Annotated in this window: 16 protein-coding genes; 8 read left to right on the plus strand and 8 right to left on the minus strand. The window is 40.4% G+C overall.

The features are described from left to right. The first annotated feature begins 69 nt into the window (after nt 1–69). Nucleotides 70–2,397, plus strand: coding sequence for a penicillin acylase family protein (locus KUL10_RS01855; protein ID WP_110427197.1), 2,328 nt, complete (start codon nt 70–72; stop codon nt 2,395–2,397). A gap of 21 nt (nt 2,398–2,418) precedes the next feature. Here KUL10_RS01855 and KUL10_RS01860 read toward each other — a convergent pair whose 3' ends face one another. The 4 genes from KUL10_RS01860 to pheS are packed head-to-tail and all read right to left on the minus strand — an operon-like array spanning nt 2,419 to nt 6,681. After that, nucleotides 2,419–3,009, minus strand: a complete 591-nt coding sequence (locus KUL10_RS01860) for a hypothetical protein (RefSeq protein WP_146216742.1) — start codon at nt 3,007–3,009, stop codon at nt 2,419–2,421. Next, on the minus strand, nt 2,999–3,295 hold the full coding sequence (locus KUL10_RS01865) for an integration host factor subunit alpha (RefSeq protein WP_110427199.1): 297 nt from the start codon (nt 3,293–3,295) through the stop codon (nt 2,999–3,001). Before KUL10_RS01865 ends, KUL10_RS01860 begins: the two co-directional genes overlap by 11 nt. A 4-nt stretch (nt 3,296–3,299) precedes the next feature. Next, entirely contained in the window at nt 3,300–5,687 is a 2,388-nt protein-coding gene (pheT, locus tag KUL10_RS01870; protein WP_110427200.1) for a phenylalanine--tRNA ligase subunit beta, read from the minus strand. Between the two features lie 13 nt (nt 5,688–5,700). Beyond that, nucleotides 5,701–6,681 (minus strand): phenylalanine--tRNA ligase subunit alpha, encoded by a 981-nt coding sequence (gene pheS / locus KUL10_RS01875; protein WP_110427201.1) that lies wholly within the window; start codon nt 6,679–6,681, stop codon nt 5,701–5,703. A gap of 416 nt (nt 6,682–7,097) precedes the next feature. Between pheS and KUL10_RS01880 the strand changes: the two genes are divergently transcribed. Next, complete coding sequence (locus tag KUL10_RS01880) at nt 7,098–7,367, plus strand: hypothetical protein (protein WP_146216743.1); 270 nt, start codon at nt 7,098–7,100, stop codon at nt 7,365–7,367. An 85-nt stretch (nt 7,368–7,452) separates the two neighbouring features. Here KUL10_RS01880 and rplT read toward each other — a convergent pair whose 3' ends face one another. The 4 genes from rplT to thrS form a co-directional block, all read right to left on the minus strand. Continuing rightward, on the minus strand, nt 7,453–7,809 hold the full coding sequence (gene rplT, locus KUL10_RS01885; RefSeq protein ID WP_110427203.1) for a 50S ribosomal protein L20: 357 nt from the start codon (nt 7,807–7,809) through the stop codon (nt 7,453–7,455). Between the two features lie 23 nt (nt 7,810–7,832). Further along, nucleotides 7,833–8,030: a 50S ribosomal protein L35 gene (gene rpmI, locus KUL10_RS01890; protein ID WP_110427204.1), complete on the minus strand. Its 198-nt coding sequence runs from the start codon at nt 8,028–8,030 to the stop codon at nt 7,833–7,835. Between the two features lie 114 nt (nt 8,031–8,144). After that, entirely contained in the window at nt 8,145–8,690 is a 546-nt protein-coding gene (gene infC, locus KUL10_RS01895; RefSeq protein ID WP_110427205.1) for a translation initiation factor IF-3, read from the minus strand. Nucleotides 8,691–8,769: 79 nt separating this feature from the next. After that, complete coding sequence (gene thrS / locus KUL10_RS01900) at nt 8,770–10,686, minus strand: threonine--tRNA ligase (protein ID WP_110427206.1); 1,917 nt, start codon at nt 10,684–10,686, stop codon at nt 8,770–8,772. A gap of 199 nt (nt 10,687–10,885) precedes the next feature. On the opposite strand from thrS, the gene KUL10_RS01905 reads away from it, so the two are divergent. From KUL10_RS01905 to KUL10_RS01930, 6 genes are all read left to right on the plus strand, one after another. After that, nucleotides 10,886–11,572 (plus strand): hypothetical protein, encoded by a 687-nt coding sequence (locus KUL10_RS01905; protein ID WP_110427207.1) that lies wholly within the window; start codon nt 10,886–10,888, stop codon nt 11,570–11,572. Further along, a complete protein-coding gene (locus KUL10_RS01910) occupies nt 11,526–12,644 on the plus strand; it encodes a DUF3080 family protein (RefSeq protein ID WP_110427208.1) in 1,119 nt (372 codons plus the stop codon). The genes KUL10_RS01905 and KUL10_RS01910 overlap by 47 nt, the downstream gene beginning before the upstream one ends. Before the next feature lie 164 nt (nt 12,645–12,808). Further along, nucleotides 12,809–14,152, plus strand: a complete 1,344-nt coding sequence (locus KUL10_RS01915) for an MFS transporter (RefSeq protein ID WP_110427209.1) — start codon at nt 12,809–12,811, stop codon at nt 14,150–14,152. Further along, nucleotides 14,149–15,834, plus strand: a complete 1,686-nt coding sequence (locus KUL10_RS01920; RefSeq protein WP_110427210.1) for an alpha-glucosidase — start codon at nt 14,149–14,151, stop codon at nt 15,832–15,834. Before KUL10_RS01915 ends, KUL10_RS01920 begins: the two co-directional genes overlap by 4 nt. Nucleotides 15,835–16,164: 330 nt before the next feature. Beyond that, nucleotides 16,165–16,935 carry a class II aldolase/adducin family protein gene (locus KUL10_RS01925; protein WP_110427211.1) on the plus strand — a complete coding sequence of 257 codons (771 nt, stop codon included), beginning with the start codon at nt 16,165–16,167 and terminating at the stop codon, nt 16,933–16,935. A gap of 15 nt (nt 16,936–16,950) precedes the next feature. Beyond that, nucleotides 16,951–18,126: a mandelate racemase/muconate lactonizing enzyme family protein gene (locus KUL10_RS01930; protein WP_110427212.1), complete on the plus strand. Its 1,176-nt coding sequence runs from the start codon at nt 16,951–16,953 to the stop codon at nt 18,124–18,126. The last annotated feature ends 39 nt before the right edge of the window (nt 18,127–18,165 follow it).

Genomic DNA, 18,165 nt, shown 5'->3' on the forward strand with positions numbered 1-18,165 from the left:
AAGCTTGTTAAAAAACTGGGTTTATCCTAGCCTGATAAAATCAAATCGCAATGTTTAAAAACGAAAACAATGATTAAACTAATCAAATGGTTACTACTTAGTCTTATCGCTATTCTTATGGTGCTCTTTTTATACGCTTGGTATCAACTCAGCGCGAGCTTACCAAACCTAGAGGGAACTAGGAGTTCAGATAAATTATCTGCAGTAGCTACTTTAGAAAGAGATAGTATTGGCACCGCAATTGTCAAAGCCGACAATCAAAAAGATGCAGCCTTTTTGCTAGGTTATGCACATGGGCAAGATCGCTTCTTTCAAATGGATACATTAAGACGCAGTGCAGCAGGAGAACTATCTGAGCTGTTTGGTGGCGTTACCTTAAACATTGATAAGAAAGCAAGATTCCATCAATTTCGAAAACGAGCAGAGCGTATATTTAAGCAACTACCTAGTAGTGAACAAATTGTCTTGAAGCAGTACTCGGCAGGAGTAAATAAAGCGCTTGCGGAAATGAAACAAATCCCATTCGAATACCTTCTAACGCAATCAACCCCTCAACCATGGAAGCCAGAAGAAAGTTTGCTTGTTAGCTATAGCATGTATTTAGACCTTCAAGGTAGTCAAGTTGAAAGAGATATGACATTGACAGTAATTCGAGATTTGTACGGTGAGCAAATGCTTGAGTTTTTTCATCTACCCAGTGCCTATCAAGCTTCGCTTGATGGAAGTGTCATCAAAAAGACGGATACGGAAATTCCCACCCTAGTAAAGGATGACATAAGTGCAAATTCCTTAAAAAATCTAGAACTTGCAAATCTATTTGATTTTGACAGCATACAAGAACCGCTAGACCTCGGCAGTAATAATTGGGCCGTAACAGGTGCGTTAACTGATTCAGCTAGTGCGATGTTGAGCAACGATATGCACTTATCTTTGAGAGTGCCACCTATTTGGTATAGAGCACAACTTAACTATAAACATAATGACCAGCAAATAAAGATTACAGGCGTATCATTACCTGGTACACCAACGATTATTGTGGGCAGCAACGGCAAAATTGCTTGGGGGTTCACCAATGCAAATTTAGACAATGTTGAATGGATCGAATTGGCTGATACAGAAGAAACTTCATTGATCACCGAAACCATTAAAATAAAAGATGATATCTATGATTACCGTTTCGAAATGAGCCAATACGGCCCAATAGAAAGAGTTAATAATAAAAATTATGCCTTAGCGTGGGTTGCTCATAAAGACTATGGAGCAAACATGATGATTGCTCATATGGCCCATCAGGAAACGGTTGAAGAAGCGCTAGTCCTATCAACAAAAGCCGGAATGCCTGTACAAAACATGATGGTAGTGGATAGTAAAGGTAATGCAGCATGGAAACCGACCGGAGCTGTCACCGCTCGTCCGTCCCCTTCCAATAGTGCAATTCAGCCACGTGATTATTCTCCCCTTTGGGCTGAGCAAGAACAAAATGTACCTGTTTTTATCAATCCTAAACATGGGCGTCTATGGACAGCAAATAATCGTATTATTTCCGTTGACGACTTGCCACGTTTTGGGAATGGTGGTTATGCATTGGGCGCAAGAGGTATTCAAATTCGAGATAGACTATTTGATCTCAACCAATTTGGCGAAAAAGACTTTTACGATATTCTTTTAGACAATGAAGCGCGCTTCTTGATGAGTTGGCATAGTCTTCTGCTTAGCCAATTGAGCAAAATGCCTACGCTATATCAAACAGACATAAAGCTATTAGAAAACTGGAAAGCATGCGCCTGCAGCGATTCAATCGGGTATAGCTTAGTGAGAAGGTATCGCTCTACTGTAATCAATCAACTCGTTCAGCCTATCGAACAAACTCTTAAAGCTAAGGGCAGAAGCATTGGGCCAATTTTGCGAGAAATTGAAACAGCTATATGGCTAGTTTTAAATGAAGAAGAACCCTCTTGGCTACCAGATGGTCACAAAAATTATGACGATTTTTTAATTACAGCGTACAACACCACTAAAGAAAAGCTAATTGAAAAACACGGAGCAGACCCTACAACGCTTTCAGGACTTGAATGGGGAAAAGTAAATGAACTCAGGGTTGAACACCCTATTGCCGCTTCTGTTGGACCACTGGCACGTTTTTTAAATATGCGTCCAGTTGAAGGATTTGGTGACAGTTATTTACCTGCTGTACAAGGCAACGGCTTTGGTGCCTCTCAACGCTTGATAGTCAGACCAGGCAATGAGGATAACGCGATACTAACCGTACCAGGAGGTCAATCAGGCCATCCTTTATCAGAATTCTATGATAAAGGATTTATGGCATATGCTAATGGAGAAAATACGCCATTGTTACCAAACCAAGCGATTTACCGTATCAAGTTCTCGCCTAAGTAGTACGTAAATAAGTACAAATGCTCAATGGTTATTGCGTTGGGAGTGCAACGCATTTAACCATTGAGATTTAGCAATAGATTTAAGATCACCCGTCACTCCCTCCGCTTTCAAATCTTCGATTAGCGCAGTAATAGCCAAGTCACGTTGAGCTTCAATATCCTTTGAATATTGGTGTAGTGACACTAATTTAGGGTAACGTTCAAACAAAACACTTAAATCTTGAAAGGATGTTAAGCGCTGCATAAACTCTTTGTCGTAATTCAAGAGTTTTCCTTGAAACTCCAAAAATACCAAGCCCTGCTCGCCACTGAGTTTAGCAATATCAGCGGGTGGTAACCTAGCTTGTTTAGCTAAATTTAAGAGATCTTTTTGCAGTAATTTTAAGGCCTCAATGTCTTTATTGAGAGCAGCATAACTAACTCTTTCTTTAAAATCTGGTGCTTTTAAAATATCTTGCATAGTTAATAAAGGAGTCAAGCTTTCTTCAGAAGAGGAACTTTTTTGTGGTGAGCATGCTGCTAAACATATAAAAGTGACACAGACAAAAATGCTCATACAAGATGAGCATTTTTTTAGCGGTTTTGAATGTTCTTTTAGTAATTCACTTATCAATCTTAACGTTTTCCACTCTACTTTTGAGTTTTTGCCCAGGCCTAAAGGTAACGCCCCTTCGGGCTTTGATAGGAATATCTTCACCGGTTTTAGGGTTTCGACCTGGCCTTTCGTTCTTTGTTCTAAGATCAAAATTACCAAAGCCAGACAGCTTCACTTGTTCGCCACTTTCGAGACATTCTTTTATCTCTTCAAAAAACGCTTCGACTAAGTCTTTTGCGTCTTTTTTATTTAGTCCTAACTTTTCAAACAGATGTTCTGCCATATCGGCTTTGGTTAATGCCATTTAACTATTCTCTCAATGATGCACTAAAGTGTTGTTTTAACGAGTTAATCACTATATCGACAGATTTTTGAATTTCTGCATCTTCAAGTGTTCGTTCTAAATTTTGCAAACTTAAAGAAAGTGCCAAACTCTTATACCCAGGTTCAATACCTTTACCTTGGTAAACATCAAATAAGTTTAGGTCAATCAAGTCGTCGATGCCAATTTTTTCGATAGTTTTTAATAATTTACCTATCTCAACATCTTCTTTTACTGTAACAGCAATATCTCTTCGATTCACTGGAAATTTAGATATTTTTGATGCTTGCGGCAAATTTCTTGTGGAAATATTAACCAAATCCAACTCAAATGCAAATGTTCTGCCGTTCAAACCCATCGGTTTTTCGAGTTTCGGATGAATCGCACCCAAAAAGCCAAGCAATAAATCACCTTTATACACTGCAGCAGACTGACCTGGATGCAAAGCACTATGAGTTTCTTTTCTGAATTCAATATCTTGTGAATTGAACATGAACGATAACAATGACTCAACGTGTGCTTTAACGTCAAAGAAGTCAAGTGGCTTGGTGTCGATAGACCAGTGTTCTGAAGCTGTGTTACCTGATAACACACCCGCAATTGTTGCGCGTTGGTTGACACCTGTTTTTTCATTCTCGTCTGGTAAAAATCTCAAACCGGTTTCAAATAACTTAACATTAGCCTGCTGTCGTTTTTGGTTATACGACATAGCAGTCAGTAAACCAGGCAACAAACTCACTCTCATTACAGACATATCCGCTGAGATAGGATGGGGTAATGTCAGCCCAACTAGTTCTGGAAACATTAATGACTGCTTTTTAGGATCGACAAACGAATAAGTAATTGCTTCCTGATAACCAAAGTCAGTTAATAGATGCTTAAAACGACTGCCTGAGATAGATGCTTCTGACGCATCACACATTTCTAACTTAGCGGTAGGCGCAATATTAGGGATATTGTTATAGCCAAATACTCGGGCAACCTCTTCGATGAGGTCCTCTTCAATACTGATGTCGAAACGATAGGTTGGCACAGTTACTGTCCAAGCATCATTTGAATAAACAGGTGTTAAACCAAGTCGTTGTAAAATATCACTGACTCTGGAGCCGTCGATATCAATACCTAATACACGTTTTAGTCGAGATGCTCGCAACGTTAATTCGATTGGCTTAGGTAAATATTCATCAGATTTAGCTTCAATAACTGGCCCAACATCACCACCGACAATATCGGTTAATAGTTGCGTCGCTCGTTGCATTGCCTGCATTTGTAACGATGGATCTACACCACGCTCGTAGCGATGAGAAGCATCAGTATGAAGGCCATACTGCCTTGCCTTACCCAAGATAGCATCAGGAGCAAAAAAAGCACTTTCTAAGAATATACTAGTTGTTGTAGAAGTCACACCTGACGCTAAGCCACCAAATACACCCGCCATTGCGAGTGCTTTCTCTTGGTCTGCTATCACCAGTGTGTTCTCTTTTAATTCGACTTCACTTTCGTCTAACAACACAAGTCTTTCACCGGCAGTTGCCATACGAACCTCAACACTTCCCGACAACACGTCATTATCAAACGCATGCATTGGATGTCCCATTTCAAGCAATACGAAATTAGTCACGTCAACAACAGCATCGATGCTTCTGATCCCACTTCTACGTAACTTCTCTTGCATCCATAACGGAGAGGGCTGAGAAAGGTCTACGTTTGTAATCACTCGCCCCAGATACCTTGGGCATGCCTGCGGCGCGCTTAGTGTAATGTCTCTCGAAGTTTCAGTTGTACTCTCTACGTCCTTGATGGTTGGTTCAACAACATCTAATTGGTTTAATACACCGACTTCTCGTGCAACACCTTTAATACCAAGACAATCTGCCCGGTTAGGTGTTAGATCAATCTCAATTGCTTTGTCATTAAGTGATAGAAAATCTCGGATGTCTTCACCAATTGGGGAATCACTTGGTAACTCTATGATACCGCTGTGGTCTTCCCCCATTCCTAACTCAGAAAAGCTACACAGCATGCCAAACGAAGGTTGCCCTCTGAGTTTAGCTTTCTTTATTTTAAAGTTACCTGGCAAAATTGCGCCGACTTTAGCAACCGCGACTTTTAAGCCGCTTCTGCAATTTGGTGCCCCACAAACGATGTCGAGTAACTCGTTTTCACCGACGTTAACTTTTGTAACCTGTAGTTTATCTGCGTCAGGGTGTTGACCACACTCAACCACTTCCCCGACAACAACACCTGAAAAATCTTCTGCAATACTAGCTACATCATCAACCTCAAGCCCAGCCATACTAAGCTGCTCAGATAAATCATTTGTTGAAATTGAAGGATTAACCCACTCTCTTAACCACTTTTCACTGAATTTCATTAATTACTCTGTCTTACTTAAATTGCTTAAGGAAACGAACATCATTTTCAAAAAATGCACGCAAATCATTTACACCATAGCGCAGCATTGTCAGGCGCTCTACCCCCATACCAAATGCAAAGCCTGTGAACTCTTCAGGATCAATATTGACTGCTTTGAGCACATTTCGGTGCACCATACCGCAGCCCAAAACTTCTAGCCATTTGCCATCTTTACCCATCACATCTACCTCAGCTGATGGTTCAGTAAAAGGAAAGTATGATGGCCTGAATCTTACTGTCATTTCTGCTTCAAAAAAGTGATTTAAGAAATCGTGTAATATTCCTTTTAACTCCGCAAAACTAACGTTTTTGTCTAACATCAAACCTTCTACTTGGTGAAACATAGGTGTATGGGTTTGATCATAGTCATTTCTATAAACACGTCCAGGCGAGATGATTCGAAGGGGCGGTTCTTGACTTTCCATAGTCCTAATTTGAACACCTGATGTTTGAGTACGAAGCATGACATCAGGATTAAAGTAAAACGTATCGTGATCGGCTCTCGCAGGGTGGTTTGCAGGTATATTTAAGGCATCAAAATTATGAAAGCCGTCTTCAACTTCAGGCCCTGTTTTAACCGAAAACCCAAGGTCTCCAAAAAAAGATTCAATACGCTCAATCGTCCGGTTAACGGGATGAATATTTCCGATTTCCTGAGCACGTCCGGGTAATGTAACGTCGACAGACTCAGCAGATAATTTTTTATTGAGTTCCGCTTCTTGTTGCGCCTTGATTTTATTCGTCACTAACGCTTGGATAGCTTGTTTGACTTGGTTAATTTTTTGACCTGCAGCTGGGCGTTCTTCCGCAGAAAGTTTACCTAAGCCTTTCATTAACTCGGTAACTTTTCCTTTTTTGCCCATAAAGGCAACGCGAACTTCGTCTAACTCCGCAGGTGTATTTGCAGATTCAACGGCTAAGCGGGCTTCTTCGATTATAGCTTCAAGCTCCATTATTTCCTCTTTTTTGGGCATTCGAATGTGCTTTATTATATTTAAGCATCAATAGATATCTAAACCCTGCATTTTACATGCTTTTTAAGTATTTTAGCTAACTTATTTTCTCAAATATTGGTGTAATTGATGTAGCTCAATGTTTAATTAATCACAATGTGTTATTTCTATATACTGACCGAGATAAAATTTGTTGGACACCGACGCTATAGTACGTGTCTAGGTCTATTAGCACAGGCAAGCTCTTAGAAAACGCAGTTTTTCGTTACTTTTGTAATCATTTAAACTGAATACAAGTGAGCTTTAGCGTTTATATGCCTGTAAACATAACTAATGTATAAACAAAGTTGAACTGAATATTGGAATTACCAAGACTCATATTCGCCTCGCCGATCGTCACTGAAATGATTCTCCCAATGTTAGATGTTAATTTGGGTAACAGTGACGAAATTAGAAGCTTGAACCAGAACGGTTTAGATCGATATGAACGTATGAAAAATGGCGAATGGTTTCAAATGCTTCAACCGGTATACAATCCCTTTTTTCTATGCAGCGCACTGACAGAAAGTGGATTTACCCTGCTATTTGTAAACCAATCAATATATATTTTTTCAGTAGATGGTAGTCAAGAGGCTTTAACAAATTATATGCAAGCTAAACCGCTACTGCTCGCTAACAACATCTAATTGCGATTTATGCTTTGTGAAAAGAAAAAGGCGAAGCATCCTGCTTCGCCTTTCCCAAAAGAACTTAAACTGGGTTAAATAGATTTTACGCTAATGCGCTCTTTGCTGCGTTAACAAGTGCAGTAAATGCAACTTTGTCATGCACAGCGATGTCAGCAAGGATCTTACGATCGATTTCAACAGACGCTTTTTTCAAACCGTTGATGAAACGGCTGTAAGACAATCCGTTTTGACGTGATGCTGCATTAATACGAGCAATCCATAATTGACGGAATTGACGCTTACGTTGACGACGGTCACGGTATGCGTACTGACCCGCTTTAGTTACCGCTTGTACCGCTACGCGATACACACGGCTACGAGCTCCGTAATAACCTTTAGCTTGCTTTAATACTTTCTTATGACGTGCGCGTGCAATGACGCCGCGTTTTACTCTAGCCATTCTTCAGTCTCCTATTCTAAACGTTATACGTATGGCAACATACGTTGAATCAACTTAGTATCATTATCATGAACTAGTTTTTTCGCACGTAGATGACGTTTACGCTTAGTACTTTTCTTGGTCAAAATGTGACGCAAGTGAGACTGCTTGCTTTTAAAGCGACCTGAAGCTGTTTTTCTAAAACGCTTCGCGGCTCCGCTATTACTTTTCATTTTAGGCATTGCTAAAACTCCGCATTGTTTAAAGTCCAAAGAGGTTGCAGACCCTTTTGGATAGTTACATTTAGCAGCAAGGTGACCTATTGTTGTGCAGACAATGTGTACTTTAGACCGTTACTACTTCTTAATTGGGGCAAGCACCATGATCATTTGACGACCCTCTACCCTATTAGGGAAAGACTCGCAGTTGGCAATGTCTTCTAAATCCGTTCTAACACGTTTTAGCAATTCAATGCCGATCTCTTGGTGGGCCATTTCACGTCCGCGAAAACGAATCGTGACTTTAGCCTTATCACCGCCTTCTAGAAAGCGACGCAGGTTGCGCAGTTTTACCTGGTAATCGCCTTCATCAGTGCCAGGGCGAAATTTAATCTCCTTGACCTGAATTTGCTTTTGTTTCTTTTTCTGTTCCTTTTGTTCTTTGCTCTTTTCGAACAAGAACTTCCCGTAATCCATTACTTTACATACGGGTGGAGCTGCATTGGGGCTAATTTCCACTAAGTCTAGGTTGGCGTCATCTGCCACTGCTTGAGCTTCTGATAACGTCACGATGCCGGCTTGTTCACCGTCTTTACCGATTAAACGGACTTCTGTGGCTGTAATTTCTTCATTGATGCGAGCTTTGTCGCTGTTAGCCTTATTATTAGCGCCTTTAATTTGCATTTCCTCCAAAACATTAAAAGATGTCGAACGCCATTAGACGCTCGAAGACCGCATATTATACTGATAAAAATAATTCCCGCTATGGAATTTTTTTACTTTTCACTTCTTCAGTCAATAAATCGATCAGATCTGAGACCGACATAGTGCCTAAATCGACTCCTTTTCGAGTACGAACAGCGACCATACCAGACTCTTTTTCTTTTTCGCCAATCACGATCATGTAAGGCACTTTACGTAAGGTGTGTTCGCGAATCTTAAAGCCTATTTTCTCGTTGCGAAGATCTTGTTTGACTCTGATATCGGCTGCAGCCAATTGTGCTGCAACATCCTTGACGTATTCAGCTTGACTATCTGTGATATTCGCAATCACGATTTGCGTGGGCGCTAACCACAATGGGAAAGCACCCGCAAACTCTTCGGTGAGGATACCTATAAAGCGTTCGAGAGAACCCAAAATCGCTCGGTGGATCATCACGGGTACTTTTCGTTCTCCATCTTCGGCAACATAAGTAGAACCCAATCGACCAGGCATAGAGAAATCAAGCTGTACGGTTCCGCACTGCCATGCTCTATCTAAGCAATCGTAAAGTGTAAATTCAATTTTAGGACCGTAAAAAGCGCCCTCGCCCGGCAGATAAGAAAAATCAATACCACTTGCCGTTAACGCATCAGCGAGGGCTTTTTCAGATTTATCCCATACTTCGTCTGCGCCAACTCGTTTTTCAGGACGCGTTGAAAGCTTGACTACAATGTTTTTAAAACCAAAGGCTTCATAAGTGTCATACACCATTTTAATACAATCGGTAACTTCTTGTTGTATTTGGTCTTCTGTACAAAAGATATGCGCATCATCTTGTGTAAATCCGCGCACACGCATTAGTCCATGCAGTGCACCGCTGGGTTCATTTCGATGACAACATCCAAATTCAGCCATTTTTAAAGGCAGATCACGGTAAGATTTTAGACCTTGATTAAATATTTGAACGTGGCCTGGGCAATTCATTGGTTTAATGGCATATTCACGCTTTTCTGATTCGGTGGTGAACATATTTTCTGCGTATTTATCCCAATGGCCAGACTTTTCCCAGAGGGTGCGATCCATCATTAACGGACCTTTTACTTCGTCATAACCATATTCGCGCAGTTTAACACGCACAAATTTTTCTAATTCAGTGTAGATGGTCCAACCGTCGTTATGCCAAAAAACCATGCCCGGCGCTTCTTCTTGCCAATGCCATAGATCTAGTGTTTTGCCAATTTTACGGTGATCACGCTTTTCCGCTTCTTCCAAGCGATTCAGATAAGATTTAAGCTGCTTTTTGTCAGCCCAAGCTGTGCCGTAGATACGCTGCAGCATTTTGTTTTCGCTATTACCGCGCCAATAAGCGCCAGCAACTTTCATTAATTTGAAGTGTTGGCAGAACTTCATACTAGGTACGTGTGGTCCGCGACACATATCAATATATTCTTCGTGATGATACAAACCAGGCTTATCATCTTTTTCGATGTTTTCATCGAGTATTTGAATTTTATAGCTTTCGCCACGCGATTCGAAAGTATCTCGCGCTTCTTGCCAAGACACTACCTTCTTAACCACTGGATAACTTGTTTTAGCCAATTCCAGCATGCGTTTTTCTATTTTTGCTAAGGCTTCATCGTTTAATGGCTCATCCAAATCAACATCGTAGTAAAATCCATTGTCGATCGTCGGCCCGATTGCCATTTTTACATCTGGATATAATTGCTTTATCGCATGACCAATAAGATGCGCGCACGAATGACGGATGATTTCTAATCCTTCGTCGTCTTTAGCAGTGATTATCTGAAGAGTTGAATCATCGGTAATTAAGTCACAAGCATCGGCTAACTTGCCGTTAATTTTTCCGGCAACAGTTGCTTTTGCTAGGCCTGGGCCAATGTCTTGAGCAACATCTAAAATCGAAACAGCTTGCGAGAATTCACGCTTGCTTCCGTCGGGAAGAGTAATGACTGGCATATTTATCCTTGTCAGTGGTGACACCTACAATGTGCCACTTGATATTTTTTTGTAATAAAAGCGTACTAATCTAAAATGGATAAGACGCCTGAGTGTTTTCGGCGACGAATTATAACGACATGGTCAACTCGGATGCAATCGGATCAAGAAAAGATATGCGAATACTTAGGCAAATAGACTCATTTAAAGGATATCTCACTTGAAACAAAGCAAGTTGTTAGCTGGATTTTTGTTGACGATTAGTTTTGTTTTGTGTGCTGCTCAAAATAATGCGGAACTAGTTAACGTCAAAATCGTTAATCAACAATCAAGAATCAATGTAGTTGCTTCGACTGTTGTTGCAATGACACCATCTGGATTCATAGGGTTACTGAACGAAACAGAAAATGACTGTTCATGGATTCATAATTGTGTATCTGTTTCATTCGAGCAAAATAATGAGACTTTAAGCTCTGCTGCTTCATCAAAAAATATTCAACGCGAAACTCAAAAGTGGCGGACCTTATTCAAGTCTCCATGGCCACTTAACAAAAGAGAAATGGTTTCTTATTCAAAGTATTCGGTCTCAGACAAAGGTGAAACACTTATCGAAATCATAGGAGACGATCAAGCAACAGCTAAATTTAAGAACAGCGTGTTAATCACTAACGTGCAGGCAAAATGGATTGTTTACCCGATAAACGAAACTCATTCAAAACTGACTTATATAGGGTTTGCTGATCCAGGAGGTATTATTCCACGTTTCTTAATTGATAACATGTTGAAAACTGCTGCAGAAAATACGTTTTTAAACATAAGAGAAATTGCTCAGTTAAAGGCTCTTCAAAATACTCAAACAGATGAAAGATACGGCAATATTTCGCAGTCTCAAAGAAAAAATCGCTAGCGTTAAGTTACTTGGTTTTTACATCTTCTCAATCCTTGCATTGAGTGGCTGCTTCGATATGCAAAAGCTACCCAGTGCGCTAAATCTCTACGAGGAGCGACTCACAAATGTGCTAGGAATCGAAGTAGAGAACAAAGCTAGCGTATCGATGCCGTTCCCAAATAGGACGAGTTTAGCGATAGACATACCCGAAATTGATATGAATTTGCGCGAGTTTTATGGTCTAAATGCCTGCCCAATTAAGCATCTTATCGCGCAACGAAATACTGCGTTGGGAAAAATCCACCTACCTTCACAACGCTTTATATACGAAGTGGAAGTAATAAATACTCTATCACAATGTGTTAATTCATTAGGTCAACGAATCGACGAGAGCGATAATATTAATAGCTCGGAATTAAAAGAATTAACACTTATTCAGACTTGGTTATTGGCAAAACAAACTAGTTACCCGTTTAACTGGGCAAACCTCATCACGCAAAGTGAGGAAGCCTACCTTGCCCTAAACCAAACTGATGGTTTTTTAAACGGCAGCAACGAAGATCCAATTTCGTTAGCAATAATTGATTTGAGATACTTTTTGTCACTTAATCAACAGGCTAATAGGCAACACCCTCCTGTTGTTTTGATGGATGATGTTCAAGCGTTGGAGTCTCATTTACAGTCCATGCAAAATCACAGGTTTTATGCCAAGTTTTGGCGTTCATTGATGCTTACCGAACAGAGTATTTCTCGTTTAAACCTCGTGCTTGATAATGCACTACCGGCCTTTCAATGTCATTCAAGTTCTAAAAAGCAAGATTTTGATATTTTGCGTAACGTTTTCACAAAATTTTTTATTCAAGGCATCCAACCCATCGCCAGCGCGTTTAATAACTATCAATACAAATTAAGCCCATTGATAGATGAAATCGGACAACATCCAGACCTCCCTTATGACTTTAAAAGTCATATTAGTCAAAGACATAGATCATTGTTTGCAAGCTATACTCAAGCAATGAGCACACACATTCAACATTGGCAGCGCTTTTTTGCAAGATGCGCCGTCAGTCCTAAGAGTCTAGTTTCTTAGCCCTAGGTCAGATGCCTACATCAAAATTTTGAACATAATGTAAGAAATACTTTGCAAGAGAAACTTAATCGTTTAAGATAATTTGTAAATATATTGTGAACATTCCTAAAAATTCAAATAGTAAACGGTGAGTTCGCACTAATCATAATTTGGTAAACAAACATATGACTACATTACACACAACAAAACCAACCATGTCATTTTGGCAAGTATGGAATATGTGTTTTGGTTTTTTCGGAATTCAATATGGCTTTGGATTGCAACAAGCTAATTTAAGCCCCATCTTCACCTACCACGGAGCTTCTTATGACCAGCTGCCTTTACTGTGGTTAGCCGGACCAGTGACGGGATTGTTAATCCAACCATTGGTAGGCGCTGTCAGCGATAGGACGTGGACGCGTTTTGGTCGGCGCAAACCATATTTTATGTGGGGAGCGTTGATTGGAAGTGTAGCGGTATTATTTATGCCCTACGTACCTGAACTTTGGATGGTAGTTGGATTGTTTTGGATCCTAGATGCAGGAATGAACACTGCCATGGAACCCTATCGAGCAATGGTAGGAGATATGGTTAACCGCCCTCAACGTCCGTTCGCTTTTGCCCTACAAACATTCATGATTTCTGGTGGGCAAGTATTAGCGAGTTTAATGCCTGTGATAATGATTGCTTTTGGGGTTTCGGCTGTTACCGATGGGTCACAAATACCAGACATCGTAAAATACTCGTTTGTGATAGGGGTAGTGGTAATTCTTCTCACTGCAACATGGTCATTTTATACGACCAAAGAATATCCTCCTGAGAACTTGCCTCAATTCGAAGCTGAAAACAAAGGAAAAGTATTAAAAAGTATTTTGCCTGATCTATGGTCAGCGCTTAAAGACATGCCAAGGTCCTTACGTCAACTCTGGTGGGTGAAACTGACTACTTGGTTTGGTCTACCACTTATGTGGCAGTATTTATCCTTATCAATAGCCTTTCATGTTTACAATGCCCCCACTCCCGAGAGTCCAGGGTTTGCAGAAGGTACTGCTCAAGGTGGAACCGCTTTTGCTGTCATGCATATCACCACTCTTTTCGCTTCATTCGTGATCGCAAAACTCATTCATAAGCTAGGCGACAATAGGGTATACGCTGTTTCTTTGGTCATTGGTGGAATCGGTTTTTTATCAATGCAGTTAACAACTGATCTTTACTTAACACTTGCTTGCATGTCGTTAGTTGGTATTGGTTGGGCAGGCGTCATAACTGTGCCATTTATAATGTGTGCGAACGTCGCCCCTGCACTCAGAATAGGCATATATATGGGCCTCTTAAATGCCATGATTTGCTTACCACAAATTCTAGAAATGACGACCATTGGGTTGATATACGATTCAGTTCTCGGTAGCGACCCACGCAATGCATTAGCACTATGTGGTGTGCTATTCATTGCTGGCGGTGCACTCGCACTCAGGATTAATACGGCTGCAGATACTGCTAGAAGTCATGCACAGGAGTCACAAGCGTGAAATTAAAAAATATTAAAAGAGAATGGTGGAAGGAAGCAGTGGTTTATCAAATTTACCCACGTAGCTTTCAAGACTCTAATGGAGATGGCATTGGCGACCTAAGGGGAATTATTAATCGCTTGGATTATATCAAAAGTCTTGGTGTTGATGTTATATGGTTAAATCCAATTTATGCTTCACCCAATCATGATAATGGTTATGACATCTCTGACTATCGCAACATTATGACAGAGTTCGGTGACATGAATGACTTTGACACTCTTCTTAAAGGCATGCATGAACGCGGTCTTAAAGTTGTGATGGATTTGGTAGTAAACCACTCAAGCAGTGAACACATTTGGTTTAAAGAAGCAAAAAAATCGCGTCAAAACCCTTACTACAATTATTATCATTGGTGGCCTGCTGAAAATGGAACGCCACCTGCGCGCTGGAGTTTCTTTGCGCCTGATGAAAGTGCATGGAGATATAATAAGGCGACTGACTCATACTATCTTCATTATTTTGCGGTTGAGCAGCCGGATTTGAACTGGGAGAACCCTAAGCTTAGAGCCGAAATCTATGACATGATGCACTTTTGGTTTAAAAAAGGAATTGACGGCTTTCGAATGGACGTAATTACTTTCATTTCGAAGCATGATGGATACCCCGAGTTTCCTTCTGAATACCATGGTAACAAGATGATTGAAATTTATGCTCAAGGCCCCCGTTTACATAAATATCTAAATGAAATGCACAATGAGGTACTGAAGCACTACGATGTTATGACGGTTGCTGAGGGCCCAGGAACCCATGTTCACAATGTCCTAGATTTGGTAGCTGAGGATCGTGAAGAGTTAAATATGAATTATCATTTTGATCATCAATCAATTGGCGTCGGTGAGCGCTATATTGTTGATGAGGACTATCAAAATTTAGTTAAATTCAAGCAAGTCATGAGTGAATGGGATGCAGTGTTTAATGAACGCGGATGGGGAACCATTTATTTTGGTAACCATGACTTTCCAAGAATGGTCACCAGATGGGCAAGCGATGCTCCAGAGCACCGCCGTAACGCTTCGAAAATGCTCACTACATATCTACTTTCCATGCGAGGAACGCCCTATTACTATATGGGTGATGAAATCGGCATGTCTAATATTAAATTTAACAGTATTGATGACTATCAAGACTTGATGACCATTAATTGGTATGAGTTGACCAAAATGGAAGGCGGTGACCTAGATCAGTTTATTGAGTCGCATAAGTTGTGTGGAAGAGATAATGCACGTACACCAATACAATGGGATGACACTGAAAATGCCGGTTTCACTGAGGGTACGCCTTGGTTAAAAGTCAATCCAAATTACAAGTATGTCAACGTGGCATCTCAAGAAAAAGAGGCAGATTCAGAGCTCAATTACTTTAGAAAAATGGTCAAGTTAAGAGCAGATAATCTGACACTAATTTATGGTCAATACGAACTTCTAGCGCCTGACGATGAACAATTATATGCATTCACAAGGGTTCTTGATGACGATAAACTGTTAGTTTTATTGAATTTTTCTGACACAAAACTGGCTTATCGCCTGCCTCTCGAATTTAGTAGCGCTAATGTATTAATAAATAATATTAAACAGCTCTCTCTGAACGATACGTTAATTGAATTAGATGCATATCAAGCCGTAATTTTAAGAAGAAATTAACAGTGTATTGGCTAAGTGGCCTAAATTTCTTCGCACCTCTTGCGAGGTAAAAAGATATTAGGCCAATCCAAAATGATAGTAACTTTTAACTTATTTTATTTTCAACCAAACAACTGTTAACGGCCAAGCACTTACAAAATCAGGGTAAACAATACGCAGAATGCCCACAGACCTCGTAAGTGCCACCCTATCGAATACTTTTACTTAAGCCATATTAAAGAGGCTTCAGCTAAGTAGCAGATATTAAATAACATTCTCGAATAAGTTCTAGCTTTATTGATACACTAATAATGCTATTCTACCCTCATGTAAACGCAAAAAATTACTGTCATGTACGATTACCCTATATTAGATTTAAAAAATAAAGTTTCGCTTGATGAGTGGCACACTCGAATAGAGTTAGCAGCCTGTTATCGTTTACTGGTAATGCATGGGTGGGATGATCTGATACACACGCATGTTTCTGCAAGAATACCAGGAACAGATGACCTTTTAATAAACGCATTTGGTTTAAGCTTTGAAGAAGTCACAGCTTCTAATTTAGTCAAAATCGACATTGACGGAAACAAACTTGATAAAGATTGTCCGTTTGATATCAATCCAGCAGGATTTACTATCCACAGTGCCGTTCACAAAGCTAGGCATGAAGACCAATGTGCCCTTCACATTCATCATACAGATGCTATTGCGGTAGCAAGCTGTGAACAAGGACTCATGCCGTATAGTCAATATTCAGCATTTGCGCTTGCGAGCATGAGCTATCACCAATACGAAGGTCTTGCTGTCAATCATGAAGAAATTAAACGGCTTCAAGAAGACCTAGGCGAAGCTAATTTTATGCTTTTGCGCAACCATGGCGCACTCACGATGGGCTTAACCATTGGCGATGCGTTTATGCATATGTACGACCTAATTCGCGCTTGCGAAATCCAAGTAAAATTACAACATGCTAAAAACGATGTAATACAAGTCGCTCCAAGTATTATCGAAGGTATAAAAGCACAAGCAAATGTTGTACATACAGGATTGAGTGGCGGTCAAAAAGCTTGGCCTGCTATGATGCGACGAGTTAAGCGTTTATACCCTGATTTTGATCAATAATTAGAAGCAAATAAAATGAAAATTACCCAAATTGAAATTTTTGATATTCACTGTCCTGAACGTCCACCTTGGAACCCAATTTTTGTGCGTATTCACACCGATGAAGGAATTAATGGTGTAGGTGAAGCAGGACTCGCTTATGATTGGGGACACAGTGCAGCCGCGGCAATGATCAAAGAAATCGCTGAAGCGGTGCTAATTGGTTTTGACCCGTTTAAAACCGAACTTTTGTGGTCAAGAATGCTCCGCGAGAGCTTTTGGGGGCTCGGTGGTGGGCCGGTTTTATATGCGGCAATGAGTGCAATAGACACTGCTCTTTGGGATATAAAAGGTAAAGCATTAAACGTACCCGTATATCAACTACTAGGTGGTAAAACCAACGATAATTTACGCACCTATGCCAGCCAATTACAATTTGATTGGAGCCAAGATTGTATAAAAATGCTCAGCCCAGATGATTATAAACGTGCTGCAGCAAAAGCAATGGCTGAAGGATACGACGCCGTTAAAGTTGACCCGATTGTGTATGATGAAAACGGAGACTCTAGTTTTGATCGAACCAAACTATTCACACCGAAACAGATGAAACTGTTTGGTGATCGTCTCCGAGCAATTAGAGAAGAGGTCGGTGATGAAGTTGATATAATCTTTGAAGCACATTCACTAATGGGTTGCGCCTCTGCAATACAAATGGGTAAAGTCATTGAAGAGGTCGGATGCATGATGTTTGAGGAACCCGTCAATTATTTAAATTCTGCAGTACATAAAAAGGTGTCAGAACGCGTTGATGTACCCATTGCAGGTGGAGAGCGTCTTTACCACCGTTGGGATTGTCGTCCCTACTTTGAAGACCAATCTATTGATGTGCTTCAACCTGATGTGGGACTTTGCGGCGGATTCACTGAAGCAAAAAAAGTATGTGACTATGCTGATGTTTATGACATTCGAGTTCAAGCACATGTTTGTGGGGGTCCAGTGGCAACTGCTGCATCACTGCAATTAGAGGCAGCAATTCCAAATTTTTTAATTCACGAACACCATACGTACGCCATTAAACATTGGAATCGCGAATTATGTATTCAAGACTACCAACCGATTAATGGAAAATTCCAGGTGCCTGATTTACCGGGAATTGGAATAGAACTGAATGACAAGGTCGTTAATCGTTCTCCTAAAGTAACCGTAAAATAAAGTTTGTTTTTCTAGTAAATATTGGGTTTGAAAAACCAA

The sequence above is a fragment of the Glaciecola sp. KUL10 genome (genome assembly GCF_003203515.1).
Taxonomy (GTDB): Bacteria; Pseudomonadota; Gammaproteobacteria; order Enterobacterales; family Alteromonadaceae; genus Glaciecola.

Excerpts from the sequence above, each read along its gene's own strand:
- rpmI (WP_110427204.1), bottom strand. The coding sequence starts at position 8,030 with ATGCCTAAAATGAAAAGTAATAGCGGAGCCGCGAAGCGTTTTAGAAAA.
- KUL10_RS01910 (WP_110427208.1), top strand. The coding sequence starts at position 11,526 with ATGAAAGATACGGCAATATTTCGCAGTCTCAAAGAAAAAATCGCTAGC.
- KUL10_RS01855 (WP_110427197.1), top strand. The coding sequence starts at position 70 with ATGATTAAACTAATCAAATGGTTACTACTTAGTCTTATCGCTATTCTT.
- infC (WP_110427205.1), bottom strand. The coding sequence starts at position 8,690 with ATGCAAATTAAAGGCGCTAATAATAAGGCTAACAGCGACAAAGCTCGC.
- KUL10_RS01865 (WP_110427199.1), bottom strand. The coding sequence starts at position 3,295 with ATGGCATTAACCAAAGCCGATATGGCAGAACATCTGTTTGAAAAGTTA.
- rplT (WP_110427203.1), bottom strand. The coding sequence starts at position 7,809 with ATGGCTAGAGTAAAACGCGGCGTCATTGCACGCGCACGTCATAAGAAA.
- KUL10_RS01915 (WP_110427209.1), top strand. The coding sequence starts at position 12,809 with ATGACTACATTACACACAACAAAACCAACCATGTCATTTTGGCAAGTA.
- KUL10_RS01880 (WP_146216743.1), top strand. The coding sequence starts at position 7,098 with ATGTTAGATGTTAATTTGGGTAACAGTGACGAAATTAGAAGCTTGAAC.
- KUL10_RS01925 (WP_110427211.1), top strand. The coding sequence starts at position 16,165 with ATGTACGATTACCCTATATTAGATTTAAAAAATAAAGTTTCGCTTGAT.
- thrS (WP_110427206.1), bottom strand. The coding sequence starts at position 10,686 with ATGCCAGTCATTACTCTTCCCGACGGAAGCAAGCGTGAATTCTCGCAA.
- KUL10_RS01930 (WP_110427212.1), top strand. The coding sequence starts at position 16,951 with ATGAAAATTACCCAAATTGAAATTTTTGATATTCACTGTCCTGAACGT.
- pheS (WP_110427201.1), bottom strand. The coding sequence starts at position 6,681 with ATGGAGCTTGAAGCTATAATCGAAGAAGCCCGCTTAGCCGTTGAATCT.
- pheT (WP_110427200.1), bottom strand. The coding sequence starts at position 5,687 with ATGAAATTCAGTGAAAAGTGGTTAAGAGAGTGGGTTAATCCTTCAATT.